This is a genomic window from Paeniglutamicibacter quisquiliarum, from assembly GCF_019084045.1.
Taxonomy (GTDB): domain Bacteria; phylum Actinomycetota; class Actinomycetes; order Actinomycetales; family Micrococcaceae; genus Paeniglutamicibacter; species Paeniglutamicibacter quisquiliarum.
This window is the reverse complement of record NZ_JAHRED010000017.1, coordinates 1-17,150: the sequence shown is the minus strand read 5'-3', so window position 1 is coordinate 17,150 and position 17,150 is coordinate 1. Positions and strand designations below refer to the sequence as shown.

14 protein-coding genes are annotated in these 17,150 nt (G+C 67.8%); 12 read left to right on the top strand and 2 right to left on the bottom strand.

Going from position 1 to position 17,150, the window contains the following annotated elements:
* The first annotated feature begins 56 nt into the window (after positions 1-56).
* Positions 57-464: a winged helix-turn-helix transcriptional regulator gene (locus KRR55_RS19625; protein ID WP_217391008.1), complete on the top strand. Its 408-nt coding sequence runs from the start codon at positions 57-59 to the stop codon at positions 462-464.
* A 62-nt stretch (positions 465-526) separates the two neighbouring features.
* Here KRR55_RS19625 and KRR55_RS19620 read toward each other — a convergent pair whose 3' ends face one another.
* Positions 527-1,159: a TIGR03085 family metal-binding protein gene (locus tag KRR55_RS19620; RefSeq protein WP_217391007.1), complete on the bottom strand. Its 633-nt coding sequence runs from the start codon at positions 1,157-1,159 to the stop codon at positions 527-529.
* A 143-nt stretch (positions 1,160-1,302) separates the two neighbouring features.
* Between KRR55_RS19620 and hisI the strand changes: the two genes are divergently transcribed.
* The 11 genes from hisI to pyk all read left to right on the top strand — a co-directional run bounded on the left by hisI (position 1,303) and on the right by pyk (position 16,456).
* Positions 1,303-1,704, top strand: coding sequence for a phosphoribosyl-AMP cyclohydrolase (hisI, locus tag KRR55_RS19615; protein ID WP_217391006.1), 402 nt, complete (start codon positions 1,303-1,305; stop codon positions 1,702-1,704).
* 47 nt (positions 1,705-1,751) lie between these two features.
* Positions 1,752-3,311 (top strand): anthranilate synthase component I, encoded by a 1,560-nt coding sequence (locus KRR55_RS19610; protein ID WP_217391005.1) that lies wholly within the window; start codon positions 1,752-1,754, stop codon positions 3,309-3,311.
* Positions 3,308-3,913 (top strand): Trp biosynthesis-associated membrane protein, encoded by a 606-nt coding sequence (locus tag KRR55_RS19605; RefSeq protein WP_217391004.1) that lies wholly within the window; start codon positions 3,308-3,310, stop codon positions 3,911-3,913. The genes KRR55_RS19610 and KRR55_RS19605 overlap by 4 nt, the downstream gene beginning before the upstream one ends.
* A 113-nt stretch (positions 3,914-4,026) precedes the next feature.
* Positions 4,027-4,278, top strand: coding sequence for an HGxxPAAW family protein (locus KRR55_RS19600; RefSeq protein ID WP_217391003.1), 252 nt, complete (start codon positions 4,027-4,029; stop codon positions 4,276-4,278).
* 2 nt (positions 4,279-4,280) lie between these two features.
* Positions 4,281-5,111, top strand: coding sequence for an indole-3-glycerol phosphate synthase TrpC (trpC, locus tag KRR55_RS19595; protein WP_217391002.1), 831 nt, complete (start codon positions 4,281-4,283; stop codon positions 5,109-5,111).
* A 58-nt stretch (positions 5,112-5,169) separates the two neighbouring features.
* The gene (gene trpB / locus KRR55_RS19590) at positions 5,170-6,453 is read left to right on the top strand and encodes a tryptophan synthase subunit beta (protein WP_254456437.1); all 1,284 of its coding nucleotides are present in this window, start codon (positions 5,170-5,172) and stop codon (positions 6,451-6,453) included.
* Positions 6,411-7,244: a tryptophan synthase subunit alpha gene (gene trpA / locus KRR55_RS19585; RefSeq protein ID WP_217391000.1), complete on the top strand. Its 834-nt coding sequence runs from the start codon at positions 6,411-6,413 to the stop codon at positions 7,242-7,244. Before trpB ends, trpA begins: the two co-directional genes overlap by 43 nt.
* Entirely contained in the window at positions 7,241-8,242 is a 1,002-nt protein-coding gene (lgt, locus tag KRR55_RS19580; protein WP_217390999.1) for a prolipoprotein diacylglyceryl transferase, read from the top strand. The genes trpA and lgt overlap by 4 nt, the downstream gene beginning before the upstream one ends.
* 575 nt (positions 8,243-8,817) lie before the next feature.
* A complete protein-coding gene (gene gltB, locus KRR55_RS19575; protein WP_217390998.1) occupies positions 8,818-13,422 on the top strand; it encodes a glutamate synthase large subunit in 4,605 nt (1,534 codons plus the stop codon).
* Positions 13,415-14,872 (top strand): glutamate synthase subunit beta, encoded by a 1,458-nt coding sequence (locus tag KRR55_RS19570; RefSeq protein ID WP_217390997.1) that lies wholly within the window; start codon positions 13,415-13,417, stop codon positions 14,870-14,872. Before gltB ends, KRR55_RS19570 begins: the two co-directional genes overlap by 8 nt.
* A gap of 66 nt (positions 14,873-14,938) precedes the next feature.
* Complete coding sequence (pyk, locus tag KRR55_RS19565) at positions 14,939-16,456, top strand: pyruvate kinase (protein WP_217390996.1); 1,518 nt, start codon at positions 14,939-14,941, stop codon at positions 16,454-16,456.
* An 86-nt stretch (positions 16,457-16,542) separates the two neighbouring features.
* Here the strand turns inward: pyk and KRR55_RS19560 are convergent, their stop codons facing one another.
* Entirely contained in the window at positions 16,543-16,950 is a 408-nt protein-coding gene (locus KRR55_RS19560) for a RidA family protein (RefSeq protein ID WP_217390995.1), read from the bottom strand.
* Positions 16,951-17,150 lie beyond the last annotated feature (200 nt).

Genomic DNA, 17,150 nt, shown 5'->3' with positions numbered 1-17,150 from the left:
AACCCCCGGGCATGGCGGCGTGCACCAGGGAACCGGACAGGAAGAGTGTTGAGCACATGTCCCACACGGCCGACCAGCAGCGCCGGGCTGCTCGGGAGCACTACAACGCCTCCTTGGGCGACTGTCCGGCACGCCAATTGCTTGAGGCCATCAGCGGCAAATGGGTCACGCTCGTCATGCTCGCCCTGGCGGAGGGGCGGCAGCGGCACAGCGACCTTCGCAGGAAGATTCCGGGGGTCAGCCAGAAGATGCTCACCTCAACGCTGCGCTCGCTGGAACGCGACGGACTGGTTTCCCGGGAGCTCACCGCGCAGGTTCCCGTCCGGACGGACTACGAGCTCACTGCGCGCGGCCACTCGCTTCTGCGCATCGTCTTCGAACTGAAGGATTGGGCCGAGGAGAACAAGGAGGACGTGGCCTCCTCCCGCCTGGAACATGACATCGGCCTGCCCGCCGTCAACTAGGGCCGAACGCCGCGCACGGCAGTTTTGGGCAGCGTGTCCCGGGCAGGGTCGCCGGGGAAGGGCTAGAGCGAGACCGAGAGCAGCGCGATGGCCTCTTCGGCGCCCTCGAACGTCACCAGGGCCTCCTCGCGCCGCCCGGAGGCATGCAGCAGGAGTTCGCCCGGGTGTCCGGTGATGGCAACCGAGGCGCTGGCCTTGCGGGCTACGTGGCGTCGCCCGTCGGGGCGCACCAGGATGATGCCGACGTCAACGCCGCGATAGTAGTGCCCGGCCCGGCGAATCAGGTCCTCCCACAGGAGATCCTCGTACTTGGCGTCGAGCGCGCGGGGGACCCAGCGGTCGGAGGCGCGGCGCACGTCCTCGGTGTGGATGAAGAACTCGGAGAGGTTCGCCGAATGGTCAACGCGCGGGTTGGCCAGCGGGGAAAACCTGGGGGCGCCGCGCAGGAACTCCTTGACGAGGCCCGCATAGGCATCGCGTTCCCTGGCCAGCTCGGCGCGCCGGTCAAGTTCGACTTCCATGCGGTGCTCCAGCGGCTTGAGGACCAGACCGGCGGCCAGCAGCGACTGCTCTCGCAGGACCAGGTGCGCGGCCAGGTGGCGGGTCTGCCATCCGGCGCACAATGTGGGGGCCGTCGGCCCTGCAGCCAGCAGGACTTCGGCCAATACTTCACGCGAGGCTGGGACGAAATGCATCACTTCGAAACTAACACGTTCCGGCGGCCATTTGGCCCCAATGGCGCGGCCTTGTCACGGCGTGTGTGACCAAATCGGCACCCGGGACCACCCGCAGGTGTTTTGGGACCGGTTTCGCCGCCCGTGGCACTAGACTGGTATGGATGTCGCAGAACCCAGCCTTCGCCGCCCCCGCCTCCGTTGACGGGAAATTGTCCGCCCAGATTTCCGCCGCCCTGAAGAAGGACGAGGCCGGACTGGTCGCGGCCATTGTCCAGCAGCATGGCAGCGGCGAGGTGCTGATGCTCGGATGGATGGATGAGGAAGCGCTGCGCCGCACCCTGACCACCGGGCGGGTGACCTACTGGTCCCGCTCCCGCAAGGAATACTGGCGCAAGGGCGACACCTCCGGGCACTCCCAGCTGGTCCGCTCCGTGTCCCTCGACTGCGACGGCGACGCCCTGCTGGTGGTCGTCGACCAGATCGGCGCGGCCTGCCACACCGGGACCCACACGTGCTTCGACGGCCGCGAACTGCCCGCCGTCGTGGGCCGCCGCGTTTCCTGATCTTTCCCCCCGCTCGACTCCGTACACGCAAGGACCATTCTTCGCTCATGCAAGCTCTCGGCGCCCTGACACCCACCCGCGAGCAATTCCGCGCGCTCGCCGCGGACCGCCGCGTCATTCCCGTGACCATGAGGGTGCTGGCCGATGCGCTGACGCCCATCTCCATCTACCGCCGGCTGGCCGGCGGGCGCCCCGGCACCTTCCTGATGGAATCGGCGGCGGCCGGGGGAGTGTGGTCCCGCTACTCCTTCATCGGCGTGAACTCCCCGGCGACGCTGACCACCCTGGACGGCAAGGCGCACTGGCAGGGCACCCCTCCGGCGGGCATGCCGACTGAGGGCAACCCGGTCGAGGTGCTGCGCGACACCGTCCGCGCCCTGCGCACCGAACCCCTGCACGGGCTGCCGCCGCTGACCAGCGGCATGGTCGGCTTCATCGGCTGGGAGGCAGTGCGCCACTGGGAGAAGCTGCCCAACCCGCCGGCCGACGACCTGCACCTGCCCGAACTGGCCATGAACCTGGTCGGCGACATGGCGGTGCACGACAACACCGACGGCACCCTGACGCTGATCGCCAACGCCATCAACTTCAACGGCACCTCCGAGGGCGTCGACGGGGCCTACGACCACGCCGTGGAGCGCCTGGGCGAAATGCTCGCGGCGCTCGGCGAGGCGGCGGACAACCCGGTCTCGGTGCTCTCCGGCACCGACGTCCCGGCCGACGAACTCATGAACGCCGTGACCCACTCCTGGGACGAGGACTCCTACCGCCGGGCGGTGCTGCGCGGCAAGGAGGCCATCGTCGACGGAGAGATCTTCCAGGTCGTCATCTCGCGCCGCTTCGAGCTCGAGACCCACGCCGACCCGCTGGACGTGTACCGCATCCTGCGCGGCACCAACCCCAGCCCGTACATGTACCTCTTCACCCTGCAGGACGCCCACGGCAAGGCGTACTCGATCGTCGGTTCCTCGCCCGAGGCGCTGGTCACCGTGAACGACGACCACGTGGTCACCCACCCGATCGCCGGCTCCCGCCCGCGCGGCGCCACCTACGAGGACGACGTGCAGCACGAGAAGAACCTGCTGGCCGACGAGAAGGAGCGGGCCGAGCACCTGATGCTGGTCGACCTCTCGCGCAACGACCTCTCCAAGGTCTGCGTCCCGGGCTCCGTGGAGGTCACCCAGTTCATGGAGGTCGAGCGCTTCAGCCACATCATGCACCTGGTCTCCAACGTGGTCGGCAAGCTGGCACCCGGCCACGACGGCTACGACGTGCTGGCCGCGACCTTCCCGGCCGGCACGCTCTCCGGGGCGCCGAAGCCGCGCGCCCTGCAACTGCTCGACGAATACGAACCGTACCGCCGCGGCATCTACGGCGGCGTGGTGGGCTACCTGGACTTCACCGGGGACATGGACATGGCCATCGCCATCCGCTCCGCGCTGATCAAGGGCAACCGTGCCTACGTGCAGGCCGGCGGCGGCATCGTCGCCGACTCCGACCTGGACGCCGAGGCGCTGGAAACCATCAACAAGTCGGCCGCCCCGCTGCGCGCGGTCTGGGCCGCCGGGACCATGGCGCCGGCACGAGTGGACGGCACCCAGGCATGAGCGGGCAACAGAAAACGCGGCGCGGATCCAAGAAGAACGTCATGCTGCTGGGCCTGGCCGGCGCGGTCCTGGCGCTGGCCACCAGCACCCGGACCTGGATCAACGTCCAGCCGGAGGTCGGCTCCGTGAAGATCCCGCTCATCGAGGTGGCGGGCTCCGATGCGGCCGCCGCCGTGGCGGCCCTGGCCGTGGTGGCCCTGGCCGGCTCGCTTGCCGCGATGATCGCCGGGAAGGCCGCCCGCTGGGTCATCGCCGCGATCCTGTTGCTGGTCGGCGGCGGAATCGCCGCCGCTGCGGTGTCGGTGCTTGCCGACCCGGTGCTCGCTGCCGCCACCAAGGTCGGCGAGGCCACCGGGTTGAACACCTCCGGCGGCGACTACGACGTGACGTTCTGGCCCTGGGCGGCGGCGCTGGCGGGGGCGGTGCTCGTGGCCAACGCCGTGCTGCTGGCCGTCGCCGGGCGCCACTGGACGGGGTCCCGGAAGTACGCCCGAGACGCCTCGGCCACCGCGGCCGGGCTTCCTGCCGCGGCGCAGGACGGGCAAATCGACGAGATCTCCGGCTGGGACTCGCTCTCCCGCGGGGACGACCCGACTGGGTAGCGCACACGCGGCGCAACATGGCATGCCATCGCCCCAAAGAATGGCAGAATGGAAACCAAGATATTTATCGGGAAAAATCCCGATTCGCACGAGGTGAGAAGGAGTATCCCACCATGGCTAACGCCAACACCCAGATCGACCCAATGCACGCCGAGGAAATCGGACACGGCAACTCCAAGGCCGCATGGTCAATGGTCGGCGTCATGATGGTCGGCTTCGTCGTCGGCTGCATCGCCTTCGCCGGACACAACCCCACCTTCGTGTACGTCGGTTGCGCCATCGTGGTCGTGGGCCTGATCGTCGGCTGGATCATGAAGAAGGCAGGCTTCGGCGTCAACGGCTCCAGGTCTGGCGACGCGCACTAGCCGTGAGTGTACTGACAGATATCATCGCGGGCGTTCAGATTGATCTGGACGCCCGTCGGTCCATCATCGACCAGGCCCAAATCGAGGCGGCAGCCGCCGCCGCGGCTCCGGCCCTCGATGCCTATGCGGCACTGGGGGGACACCTCGATGCCTCCCAGCGCGAGAACACCCTGCACGTGATCTCCGAGGTGAAGCGAAAGTCCCCCTCCAAGGGGGCCCTGGCCGACATCGGCGAACCGGCCGAGCTGGCCGCCGCCTACGAGGCCGGGGGAGCGTCGGTGATCTCGGTGCTGACCGAGGAGCGCCGCTTCGGCGGATCCCTCGCGGACTTCGACGCCGTGCGCGCCGCGGTGAAGATCCCGCTGCTGCGCAAGGACTTCACCGTCGATCCCTACCAGATCTTCGAGGCCCGCGCCCACGGCGCGGACCTGGTGCTGCTGATCGTTGCGGCCCTGGATGACGCGCAGCTGCGCGAATTCCTCGACCTGACCCATGCCCTGGGCATGAACGCCCTGGTCGAAACGCACACCGAGGAGGAAATCGCCCGCGCGGTGGCGCTCGGTTCGCGGATCATCGGCGTGAACGTGCGCAACCTCAAGACCCTTGAGGTTGACCGCGGGAACTTCTCCCGGCTTGCTGCCCTCATCCCCTCCGGCGTCGTCATCGTGGCCGAATCCGGCGTGCGCGACGTCGCCGACGTCGAGCAATATGCAAGCCACGGCGCCGATGCGGTCCTGGTGGGCGAGGCCTTGGTCAAGGACAACGACCCGCGCGCCGCGATCAAGCGCTTCATCGCCTCCGGAACCGCCGCCAAGCCGGCCCGCGCCAGCTGACCCCCCCACACCCCTCGAAGAATTCCTTAGCAAGAAAAGGATGCGCCAGATGAACCCGATGACAGGTGACCCGGACCTGGGCGAAAGCCAGTCCGAATCCTCTCCCTCCCACTCGTTGCGGCACGCCGCGGGCCCGTACTTCGGCGCCTACGGCGGACGCTGGATGCCCGAATCGCTGATTGCCGCCATGGACGAGCTCAGCGAGACGTTCGAGGCCGCCAAGGCCGACCCGGAGTTCATTGCCCAGGTCAAGGACCTGAACAAGAACTACACGGGCCGTCCCTCCATGCTCACCGAGGCCAAGCGCTTCTCCGAGGCCGCCGGCGGGGTGCGCGTCTTCCTCAAGCGCGAGGACCTCAACCACACCGGAAGCCACAAGATCAACAACGTGCTTGGCCAGGCGTTGCTGGCCAAGCGCATGGGCAAGACCCGCATCATCGCCGAAACCGGCGCCGGCCAGCACGGCGTCGCCTCGGCCACCGCCGCCGCCCTGATGGGCCTCGAATGCGTGGTCTACATGGGCGCGGAGGACACCCGCCGGCAGGCGCTGAACGTGGCGCGCATGCAGCTGCTCGGCGCCACCGTGGTCCCGGTGACCGCGGGATCCCAGACGCTGAAGGACGCCATCAACGAGGCGCTGCGCGACTGGGTCGCCAATGTGCACAACACCCACTACCTGCTGGGCACCGTCGCCGGCGGGCACCCGTTCCCCGCCATGGTCCGCTACTTCCACGAGGTCATCGGCGAGGAGGCCCGCGAGCAGATCATCGCCCAGGCCGGACGCCTGCCCGACGCGGTCGCCGCGTGCATCGGCGGCGGCTCGAACGCCATCGGACTCTTCCACGGTTTCCTGGATGACCCCTCGGTGGAACTTTTCGGCTTCGAGGCCGGCGGCGACGGCGTCGACACCGGCCGCCACGCAGCGGCCATTACGCTGGGCCGCCCGGGCGTGCTGCACGGCGCCAAGAGCTACCTGATGCAGGACGACGACGGCCAGACCGTCGATTCCCACTCGATCTCCGCGGGCCTTGACTACCCGAGCGTTGGCCCGGAGCACGCCTACCTGGCGGACATCGGCCGCGTGCACTACGAACCGATCACCGACACCGAGGCCATGGACGCGTTCTCGCTGCTGTGCCGCACCGAGGGCATCATCCCGGCCATCGAGTCCGCCCACGCGTTGGCGGGCGTGCTGAAGATCGCCGCACGCAAGATCGCCGCCGGGGCCAAGCCCGAGGAAACCGTCATTATTGCCAACCTTTCGGGCCGCGGCGACAAGGACGTCGGAACCGCAGCGGAATGGTTCAACCTCATCGATACCGAAGCGAAGGACGCCAAGTGAGCCCCGTATCCAAGAGTGCCGCGGCGATCGCCGCGGCACGCGCCGAAGGCCGCCCGGCACTGATCTGCTACCTGCCCGCCGGCTTCCCCGACGTGCAGGGCACCATCGACGCGGCGGTGGCCATGGCCGAGAACGGCGCCGACATCATCGAGGTCGGCATCCCGTACTCGGACCCCGTCATGGACGGCTCGGTCATCCAGGCCGCCACGGTGCAGTCCCTGGCCCAGGGCTTCAAGGTTGCCCAGGTCTTCGACATCGTCAGGGGCATCACCGAGCGCTGCAACGCCACCGTGATGATCATGACCTACTGGAACCCGGTGCTGCGCATGGGCGTGGACGAGTTCTCCCGCTGCCTGGCCGAGGCCGGCGGCGCCGGGTTGATCACCCCCGACCTGGTGCCCGACGAGGCTGCCGAATGGATGGAGGCCTCCGACAAGTACGGGCTTGACCGCGTCTTCCTGGTTGCCCCGTCCTCCACCGAGGCCCGCATGAAGGCCACCGTGGAAGCCAGCCGCGGCTTCGTCTACTGCGTCTCGGTCATGGGCGTCACCGGCGCCCGCGCCGAGGTCTCCGACGCTGCCGCGGCCGTGGTTGCCGCGGCGCACGCCGCCGGCGCCGAAAACGCCTGCGTGGGCCTGGGCGTCTCGCAGCGCAAGCACGTCACGGAAATCGGCGCATACTCCGACGGCGTCATCGTGGGCACCGCCCTGGTGGCGGCCCTGCGCGACGGGGGAGTGGACGCGGTTGCCAAGCTCACCGCCGAGCTCAGCGGGCGGACAGTGAACGCATGATGCAGCTGGCCGTGGCGGGAACCAACGTGCTCGCCTCGATTCCGAGCCCGCCGTCCGAATTCTCGAAGTTCTCCCTCGGCCCGCTGACCATCCACGCCTACGCGATCTGCATCATGCTCGGCATCGTCGCCGCCATGTGGATCACCGCGCGGCGCTGGCGCGCCAAGGGCGGACCCGAGGACGTGGTCTGGGACATCTGCATTTGGGCCATTCCCTTCGGAATCGTCGGCGGACGCCTCTACCACGTGCTCGTCACGGATCCGGACTACTATTTCGGCCTCAACGGGCAGATGGCCCATTGGGGCGAGATCCCGCAGATCTGGGCCGGCGGCCTGGGCATCATGGGCGCCATCAGCCTCGGCACCGTCGGCGCGCTGATCGCCTGCCGCCGCGCCGGGGTCCGGCTTTCGGCGTTCCTGGACGCCGCCGCCCCCGGGGTGCTGCTGGCACAGGCCTTCGGGCGCTGGGGCAACTGGTTCAACCAGGAACTCTTCGGCGCGCCCACCACGTTGCCGTGGGGCCTGGAAATTGATCCGGACAGCTACAACTTCCCCCCTGGGCTGCCGGCCGGAACGCTGTTCCACCCCACGTTCCTCTATGAATCGCTGTGGAACGTTGCAGGGGTGCTGCTGCTCATCGCCCTGGACCGCAGGTTCAAGCTGCGCCGCGGTGCCATGTTCTGGTCCTACCTCATCTGGTACGGCATCGGCCGGATCATCATGGAAACCATGCGCATCGACGCCGCCGACACCATCGTGATCCTGGGCATCGGGCTGCGCGTGCACATGTGGCTCGCCATTGCCATGGTGCTCATGGGCGCCGTCGGGCTGCTCTTCGTGCTCCGCAAGCTGCGCCCGCAGCCGGATCCGGGCGTCTACCTGGCCGGGCGCGAGCCCCAGGCCGAGGTCGCTGATGCCGCCAAGAAGCCCTCCGACCCCGACCACGGCCGGAAAGCCACGGACGCCGGCGACAACGGTCCCGAAGCAGGAGACAAGTAGAACCATCCGCCGTCGGACCCCCGGTCCGCTCGGCCCGGCAAGGACCGGTCCCAACCTTCCCACCGGGAAGGCCGGGACCGGTCCTTCCCCTTTGTGCCCACACGATGCCGGGCAGAGGGCCCGTGACGCGATGGCCGCAGACGCCTTGAACACCGGGCCGCGCGGGCGGATGATGAAGGGATTCGCATGACATTGCGACGAAACTTTGCGGAAATTTAATAGACCCAAGTCAGCAAGGGTTTGGTGAGGGGTACGAAAACTGTTGGAAACAAAAGTGGGTGCATTTCCGAAACATGCCGGTGCTACTCTTTCTTCACCGTGGCAGCAGCGTCGGGGGCGGAATACCCAATCTCCGCAGCCCCAGCTGTGGGCGACCACAACGACGTGGAAGCAGCCGGTCCTTGCTCCGCCAACCGGCGGACCGCACGGATGCCGTCCACGGATAAAAGGTGTCACCCCACCCCGCCGCAGGCCCCCGCATTCGGGGTGCCGGTTTGCGGACCCCTTGCCTTTCCTCGGCCAGCGTCGCCCGAAGATCCACCGCCTAAGCCCACACACCGAGAAAGGGACCACTCATGAGCATGACCGGAGTCCAACTCAATGCCTCACCGCATCCAGGCGAGGAGGTTTCCTCGCCCTACACCCGGTTTGCCGATGTCCCGGAAGCCCAAGGGCTCTATGACCCGGCAAACGAAAAAGACGCGTGCGGCCTGGCGGTCATTGCCACGCTGACGCAAGAGGCCAGCCACGAAATCGTGGAACACGCCCTCGAGGCGCTGCGCCGCCTCGAACACCGCGGCGCCGTGGGCGCCGACGCAGGCACCGGCGACGGTGCAGGCATCCTCACGCAGATTCCCGACGCCTTCTTCCGCGCCGTCACCGACATCGACCTGCCCGTGCCCGGCCGCTATGCCGCCGGCACCGCCTTCCTCCCGCAGGATGCCGCGCAGCGTGCCGCCGCCGTCACCGCCCTCGAGGAACTTGCCGCCGAAGAAGGCCTGGCAGTGCTCGGCTGGCGCGACGTCCCGGTGAACACCGAGTCCATCGGCGCCACCGCGCTGGGCTCCATGCCGCATTTCTCCCAGCTCTTCCTGGGCGCCGCCCCGGAGCACGAGGCCGACCTCGATGCCAGGGTCTTCCGGATCCGCAAGCGCGCACAGAACAAGTTCGGCGTGTACTTCCCGTCGCTCTCCTCCGCCACGATGGTCTACAAGGGCATGCTCTCCACCGAGCAGCTCACCGAGTTCTACCCGGACCTGGGCGATGACCGCTTCGCCTCGCGCCTCGGCATCGTGCACTCGCGCTTCTCCACCAACACCTTCCCCTCCTGGCCGCTGGCCCAGCCCTTCCGCACGATCGCCCACAACGGCGAGATCAACACGGTCAAGGGCAACCGCAACTGGATGCGCGCCCGGCAGTCGCAGCTCGCCTCCTCCCTGCTGGGCGAGGTGCCCGAGGAACTCTTCCCCATCTGCAGCCCCGGAGCCTCCGACTCCGCCTCCTTCGACGAGGTCGCCGAGCTGCTCATGCTCTCCGGCCGCCCGATCGCCCAGGCCATCATGATGATGATCCCGGAGGCATGGGAAAACCACGCCGCCATGGATGCGGACCGCCGCGCCTTCTACGAGTACAACTCGATGCTCATGGAGCCCTGGGACGGCCCCGCGGCGGTGTCCTTCACCGACGGCAAGCAGGTCGGTGCAGTGCTCGACCGCAACGGCCTGCGCCCGGCACGCTACTGGACCACCACCGACGGGCTGGTCGTCCTGGCCTCCGAGGTCGGGGTCATCGACCTCGATCCCGCACTCATCGCCACCAAGGGCCGCGTCGCCCCGGGCAAGATGTTCCTGGTGGACACCGAGGCCGGACGCATCATCTCCGACGAGGAGATCAAGTCGCAGGTTGCCTCCTCGGCGCCGTGGGCCCAGTGGGTCGGCGAAAACAAGATCAGCCTCAGCGACCTGCCCGACCTGGAACACGTCAAGCACAACTCCGCCTCCGTGCAGATCCGCCAGCGCACCTTCGGCTACACCACCGAGGAGCTGCGGATCCTGCTGGCCCCGATGGCCTCCGCGGGCGCCGAGCCGCTCGGCGCCATGGGCTCCGACACCCCGGTTGCCGTGCTCTCGGACCGCTCCCGCCTGCTCTTCGACTACTTCACCCAGTCCTTCGCCCAGGTCACCAACCCGCCGCTGGACTCCATCCGCGAGGAACTTGTCACCTCCCTGGGCACCAGCATCGGCCCGGACGGGAACCTCTTGGCCACCGGCAAGGTCGACGCCCAGCAGGTGTCCCTTGACTACCCGGTGATCACCAACGACGACCTGGCCAAGATCGCGAACATCCGCGACGAGAACGGCGCCAAGGTGGCGCTGCGCGTCCGCGGGCTCTACCGCCCCGAGGGCGGCGAGTCCGAGCTGCGCGCCCGCCTGCAGGAGATCTGCGAGAAGGTCTCCGCCGCCATCAACCGCGGCGTGAAGTTCATCGTGCTCTCGGACCGGGACTCCAACGCCCAGTGGGCGCCGATCCCGTCGCTGCTGCTCACCTCGGCCGTGCACCACCACCTGCTCAAGAGCGCCAACCGCACCAAGACCTCCCTGGTCATCGAGGCCGGCGACGTGCGCGAGGTCCACCACGTGGCGGTGCTCGTGGGCTACGGCGCCTCCGCCATCAACCCCTACCTGGCCCTGGAATCCGTCGAGGAAATGGCCCTGCAGGGCGAGCTCGGCTCCGTGACCCCGGCCAAGGCGCAGACCAACGTGATCAAGGCGCTGGGCAAGGGCCTGCTGAAGATCATGTCCAAGATGGGCATCTCCACCGTCGCCTCCTACTGCGGAGCGCAGACCTTCGAGGCCCTGGGCCTGTCCCAACGCGTGGTCGACCAGTACTTCACCGGCACCTCCTCGCAGCTCGGCGGCGTGGGCCTTGACATCATCGCGACCGAAACCGCGATGCGCCACGCCTCCGCCTACCCCTCCGACCTGAACCCGGAGCCGCACCGCGTGCTGGAAACCGGCGGCGAGTACCAGTGGCGCCGCGAGGGCCCGCCGCACCTCTTCAACCCGGAGACGGTCTTCAGGCTGCAGCACGCCACCCGCGAACGCCGCTACGACATCTTCAAGAAGTACACCCAAGGCGTCGACGACCAGGCCAAGGGCCTGATGACGCTGCGCGGGCTGCTCGACTTCAAGTTCGACGGGCGCACGCCCATCGACATCGACGCCGTGGAACCGGTGTCCGAGATCGTCAAGCGCTTCGCCACCGGCGCGATGAGCTACGGCTCGATCTCCGCCGAGGCGCACGAGACCCTGGCCATTGCGATGAACCGCCTGGGCGGGAAGTCCAACACCGGCGAGGGCGGCGAGGACGTCGAGCGGCTGCTGGACCCGGAGCGCCGTTCGGCGGTCAAGCAGATCGCCTCGGGCCGCTTCGGCGTCACCAGCATGTACCTCACGCACGCAGACGACATCCAGATCAAGATGGCGCAGGGCGCCAAGCCCGGCGAGGGCGGCCAGCTGATGGCGCAGAAGGTCTACCCGTGGGTGGCCCGCACGCGCCACTCGACCCCCGGCGTCGGACTGATTTCCCCGCCGCCGCACCACGACATCTACTCGATCGAGGACCTGGCCCAGCTGATCCACGACGCGAAGTGCTCCAACCCCTCGGCCCGCGTCCACGTGAAGCTGGTCTCCGAGGTCGGCATCGGCACCGTCGCCGCCGGCGTCACCAAGGCCAAGGCCGACGTGGTGCTGGTTTCCGGCCACGACGGCGGCACCGGCGCCTCCCCGCTGAACTCGCTGAAGCATGCAGGCGTGCCCTGGGAACTCGGCCTGGCCGAGACCCAGCAGACGCTGATGCTCAACGGACTGCGCGAACGCGTCACCGTGCAGGTCGACGGCCAGCTGAAGACCGGCCGCGACGTGGTCATCGCCGCGCTGCTGGGAGCCGAGGAATTCGGCTTCGCCACCGCCCCCCTGGTGGTTGCCGGCTGCATCATGATGCGCGTCTGCCACCTGGACACCTGCCCGGTGGGCGTTGCAACGCAGAACCCGGAGTTGCGCCAGCGCTTCACCGGCCAGGCCGACCACGTGGTGAACTTCTTCGAGTTCCTCGCCCAGGAGGTCCGCGAGCTGCTGGCGGAACTCGGTTTCGCCACCCTCGGGGAGGCCATCGGCCAGGCCGAGCTGCTGGACACCCGCGCGGCGGTGGGCCACTGGAAGACCCAGGGGCTGCACCTGGAGAAGATCTTCAACACCTCGGGCTCCAAGCCCGGCGCCCCGCGTTCGCGCACCGGGTCCCAGGACCACGGCCTGGGCAACCACTTCGACGTGGCGCTCATCGAGGCCTCGGCACCTGCCCTGGAACGCCGCGAGAAGGTCGTTCTTGACCTCCCAATCAAGAACACCGACCGCTCGGTGGGAACCATGCTGGGCCACCACGTCACCCGCACCTTCGGGACCGAGGAGCTGGAACCGGGCACCATCGCGGTGAAGCTGCGCGGGCACGCCGGCCAGTCCCTCGGCGCCTTCCTGCCCACCGGGGTGGCACTTCACCTTATCGGCGACTCCAACGACTACGTCGGCAAGGGGCTTTCCGGCGGACGGATCACCGTGAAGGCCGATGAGCGCAGCGGATTCAACCCCGCCGAGCAGGTCATTGCCGGAAACGTCATCGGCTACGGCGCAACCAGCGGCGAGCTGTTCATCGGCGGCATGGTGGGCGAACGCTTCTGCGTGCGCAACTCCGGCGCCACCGCGGTGGTCGAGGGCATCGGCGACCACGGCTGCGAATACATGACCGGGGGCACGGCGCTGATCCTGGGCGCCACCGGGCGCAACTTCGCCGCCGGCATGTCCGGGGGGGTGGCCTACGTGCTGGACCTGGACAAAGCGGCGCTGAACCCGCTGGCCGTGGACAACGACGACTTGATCCTCTCCGGCCCGGACGAGGCCGACCTCGCGCTGATCAAGGACCTGCTCGCGCGGCACGTGTCCTACACCGGATCGGCACTTGCCGCCAGCATGCTGGCCGACTGGCCGGTGGCCGCTGCCCGCATCACCAAGGTGCTGCCGCGCGACTACGCAGCCGTCTCACAGGCACGCAACGATGCCGCCAATGAAGGATTCGACCCGGATTCAGCAACTGTCTGGAACCGGATTCTGGAGGTGACCCGTGGCTAATCCACGTGGATTCTTAGAGGTACGCGACCGGGTAACCCCGCCCAAGCGCCCCGTCTCGGTGCGCATCATGGACTACAAGGAAGTCACCGAGCGGCAGAATGCCGACGTGCTGACCAAGCAGGCCGGACGGTGCATGGATTGCGGCATCGCTTTCTGCCACAACGGCTGCCCCCTGGGCAACCTCATCCCGGAGTGGAACGCCCTGGTCCACCAGGGCCGGATGGACGATGCGGCCGAGCGGCTGCACGCCACCAACAACTTCCCGGAATTCACCGGGCGGCTGTGCCCGGCCCCCTGCGAGTCCTCCTGCGTGCTGGGAATCAACCAGCCGGCCGTAACAATCAAGCAGGTCGAGGTGGAAATCGCCGACACGCTGATTGGCTCCGGCGGACTCGAGCCGGTGCTGGCCGTGCGCCACACCGACATGCGCATCGCCGTGGTCGGGTCCGGTCCCGCCGGGCTGGCCGCGGCCCAGCAGCTGACCCGTGCCGGGCACACCGTCGCGGTGTACGAACGCGATGAGAAGATCGGCGGCCTGCTGCGCTACGGCATCCCCGACTTCAAGATGGACAAGGTTGTGCTTGACACCCGCCTGGCCCAGATGGAGGCCGAGGGGACAGTGTTCCGCACCGGCGTTTCCGTGGGCACGGACATCGAGTTCGAGCAGCTGAACCGCACCTATGACGCGGTCATCGTGGCCACCGGCGCCACCGTTCCGCGGGACCTGCCGGTCCCGGGGCGCGAGCTGGCCGGGGTCCACTTCGCCATGGAGTACCTCGTGGATTCCAACGAGGTGGTTGCCGGTGAGCGCGATGCCGTGCGCATCGACGCCAAGGGCAAGCACGTGGTCATTCTCGGCGGCGGCGACACCGGGGCCGACTGCCTGGGCACCGCGATCCGGCAGGGTGCCGCCAGCGTGACGACCCTTGCCATCGGGGCCCAGCCCTCGGTCGAGCGCCCGGGGCACCAGCCCTGGCCCATGTCCCCGACCCTCTTCGAGGTCCAGTCGGCGCACGAGGAAGGCGGTGAGCGGTCGTACCTGGCCGCCACGGTCAACTTCACGGGAGAACACGGAAGCGTGATGGGTGTTACAGTTGCAGAGACCGAATTCATAGACGGTCAGCGCCTTCCGAAGCCGGGCACGGAGCGGGTCATACCCGCCGACCTCGTCTTCCTGGCACTCGGGTTCACCGGACCCGAGACTGCCGGTCTCATGGAACAGGCCAACACCGAGTTTGATGACCGGGGCAGCGTCGCCCGCGATGGTTACTACATGACCAACACCCCCGGGGTGTTCGTGGCCGGCGACGCCGGACGCGGACAATCCCTGATTGTGTGGGCCATCGCCGAGGGACGATCCTGTGCCGCGGCGGTGGACAAGTACCTGATGGGCGAAACCCGCCTTCCGGCCCCCGTTGCACCAACGGACAGGGCCATCAGCATGTTGTGAGACGGATGCACCTCTTATGCGGTGTTTTCCCGACCTGAGAAATGGAAAGGCAGATAGGCTAACCGTATGAGACGCGCAAAGATTGTGGCCACTTGGGGCCCGGCGATCGGCACCTACGACAAGACATTGGCAGTGCTCAAGGCGGGCGTGGATGTCGCCCGTTTGAACATGAGCCACGGGGACCACTCGATGCATGCCGAGAACCTCGGCAACGTGCGGGCGGCCGCCGAGGAACTGGGCCGGCCGGTCGGCATCTTTGCCGACCTGCAGGGACCCAAGATCCGTCTGGGTCGGTTCGTGGACGACGCCAAGCACATGCTGCACGTAGGCGACACGTTCACCATCGTGATCGCCGATGTACTGGGCGACGGAACCTTCTGCTCCACGACGTTCAAGGGCCTGCCGCAGGACGTCAACGTGGGCGACATCCTCTTGATCAACGACGGCAAGGTCGCCTTGCGCGCCACCGCCGTCGATGACGAGAAGGTTGTCACCGAGGTCGTCGTGGGCGGGGAGGTGTCCAACAACAAGGGCATCAACCTGCCCGGGGTCGCGGTCAACGTCCCGGCGTTGAGCGAGAAGGACGAGGAGGACCTGCGCTGGGCCATTCGGGCCGGCGTCGACATGGTTGCCCTGTCCTTCGTGCGCAATGCCTCCGACATCCAGCGCGTCCACGAGATCATGGACGAGGAGGGCCGCCGCCTTCCGGTGATCGCGAAGGTCGAGAAGCCGCAGGCGGTGGACGCCATCGAGGAAATCATCGACGCCTTCGACGCGATCATGGTCGCCCGTGGCGACCTGGGCGTGGAGCTTCCCCTCGAGGAGGTCCCGCTGGTGCAGAAGCGTGCCATTGAACTGGCGCGCCGCTGGGCCAAGCCGGTCATCGTGGCCACCCAGGTGCTCGAATCCATGATCGAGTCCCCGACGCCCACCCGCGCCGAGGCCTCCGACTGCGCCAACGCCGTGCTGGACGGCGCCGATGCGGTCATGCTTTCGGGCGAGACCAGCGTGGGCGAATACCCCATCGAGACCGTCGAGACCATGGCACGGATCATTTCCTCCACGGAAACCCACGGCCTGGACCGCATTCCGCGCCTGGGCTCCAAGCCCAAGACCCGTGGCGGCGCGATCACCCGCGCTGCGGTGGAGATCGCCGACCAGCTGGATGCCAAGTACATCGTGGCCTTCACCCAGTCCGGCGACTCGGCCCGGCGCCTGTCCCGCCTGCGCCCCAAGCGCCCGGTGCTGGCCTTCACGCCGCTGCCGCAGACGTACAACATCATGACGCTGATGTGGGGCATCCAGCCGCGCCTGGTCGAGTACGCGGACCACACCGACAAGATGACCGCACAGGTTGACCGCGCGCTGCTGGCCGAGGGCCTGGCCGAGATCAACGACATCGTCTGCATCGCCGCCGGTTCCCCTCCGGGACAAGCCGGTTCCACCAACTCGCTGCGCATCCACAAGGTCGGCGACCTTGCGGATGCAGGCCAGCTCGGTGACGGCAAGCCGATGCCGACCCGTGAGAAGGTCGGTCCGTGGGACTCGGAAAACGTCGCGGGTTCCGAGGCGCTCTCCATCTAGACTGGGACTGGCACAGGCCGGATCTTCAACGCGGTTCCCTTGGGGGACTGCGATGAAGATCCGGCCTTTGTGCCTTGCACCCCTGGTTAGTCCAGGACCGCGGCGATGGCCTCGATTTCCACGAGCTGGTGGTCGTACCCGAGGACGGTGGTGCCCATCAACGTGCTGGGGACCTCGTGGTCTCCAAAAGCGGCACGAACGACTTCCCATGCCGCAACGAGGTCCCCTTGTTTTGCGGAGGCAACCAGCACACGCGTGGATATGACGTCGGTCAGGCTTGCGCCGGCCGCTTCCAGTGCGATGTTCATGTTCCGGATGCATGTGGCCGCCTGCGCGGCGTAGTCGCCGATTCCGGCGATGCTTCCATCCTCATTGAGCGGGCAGGAACCAGCGAGGAAAATCAGGCGTGCGTTGGCCGGCGCCGTGGCGGCATACGCATATTGCGCAACGTCGCTGAGTTGCGGGGACCTAATCAATGAGACTGCGCTGGGCATTGTGCTCCTATGGGTGAGGGACGCATTCGGGGAGATTGCCTCAAGCCTAGCCATGGTGGTTCCGGACGTCACGGCGGGTCCGGTGATGGCCACGTGGCGATCGGGGCCTTTTTCAGGTTTCCCTTCGGCACGCCCCCTCGGGGGAGACGCCCGGCGACAAGCCGGACCGCGGTGCAGACAAAGAAAAAGGCCCCGATCCC

Bases quoted from the DNA above. Each gene is read 5' to 3' on its own strand.
- KRR55_RS19625 (WP_217391008.1), top strand. From the start codon at position 57: ATGTCCCACACGGCCGACCAGCAGCGCCGGGCTGCTCGGGAGCACTAC.
- KRR55_RS19620 (WP_217391007.1), bottom strand. From the start codon at position 1,159: ATGCATTTCGTCCCAGCCTCGCGTGAAGTATTGGCCGAAGTCCTGCTG.
- hisI (WP_217391006.1), top strand. From the start codon at position 1,303: ATGTCGCAGAACCCAGCCTTCGCCGCCCCCGCCTCCGTTGACGGGAAA.
- KRR55_RS19610 (WP_217391005.1), top strand. From the start codon at position 1,752: ATGCAAGCTCTCGGCGCCCTGACACCCACCCGCGAGCAATTCCGCGCG.
- KRR55_RS19605 (WP_217391004.1), top strand. From the start codon at position 3,308: ATGAGCGGGCAACAGAAAACGCGGCGCGGATCCAAGAAGAACGTCATG.
- KRR55_RS19600 (WP_217391003.1), top strand. From the start codon at position 4,027: ATGGCTAACGCCAACACCCAGATCGACCCAATGCACGCCGAGGAAATC.
- trpB (WP_254456437.1), top strand. From the start codon at position 5,170: ATGACAGGTGACCCGGACCTGGGCGAAAGCCAGTCCGAATCCTCTCCC.
- trpA (WP_217391000.1), top strand. From the start codon at position 6,411: ATGGTTCAACCTCATCGATACCGAAGCGAAGGACGCCAAGTGAGCCCC.
- lgt (WP_217390999.1), top strand. From the start codon at position 7,241: ATGATGCAGCTGGCCGTGGCGGGAACCAACGTGCTCGCCTCGATTCCG.
- gltB (WP_217390998.1), top strand. From the start codon at position 8,818: ATGAGCATGACCGGAGTCCAACTCAATGCCTCACCGCATCCAGGCGAG.
- pyk (WP_217390996.1), top strand. From the start codon at position 14,939: ATGAGACGCGCAAAGATTGTGGCCACTTGGGGCCCGGCGATCGGCACC.
- KRR55_RS19560 (WP_217390995.1), bottom strand. From the start codon at position 16,950: ATGCCCAGCGCAGTCTCATTGATTAGGTCCCCGCAACTCAGCGACGTT.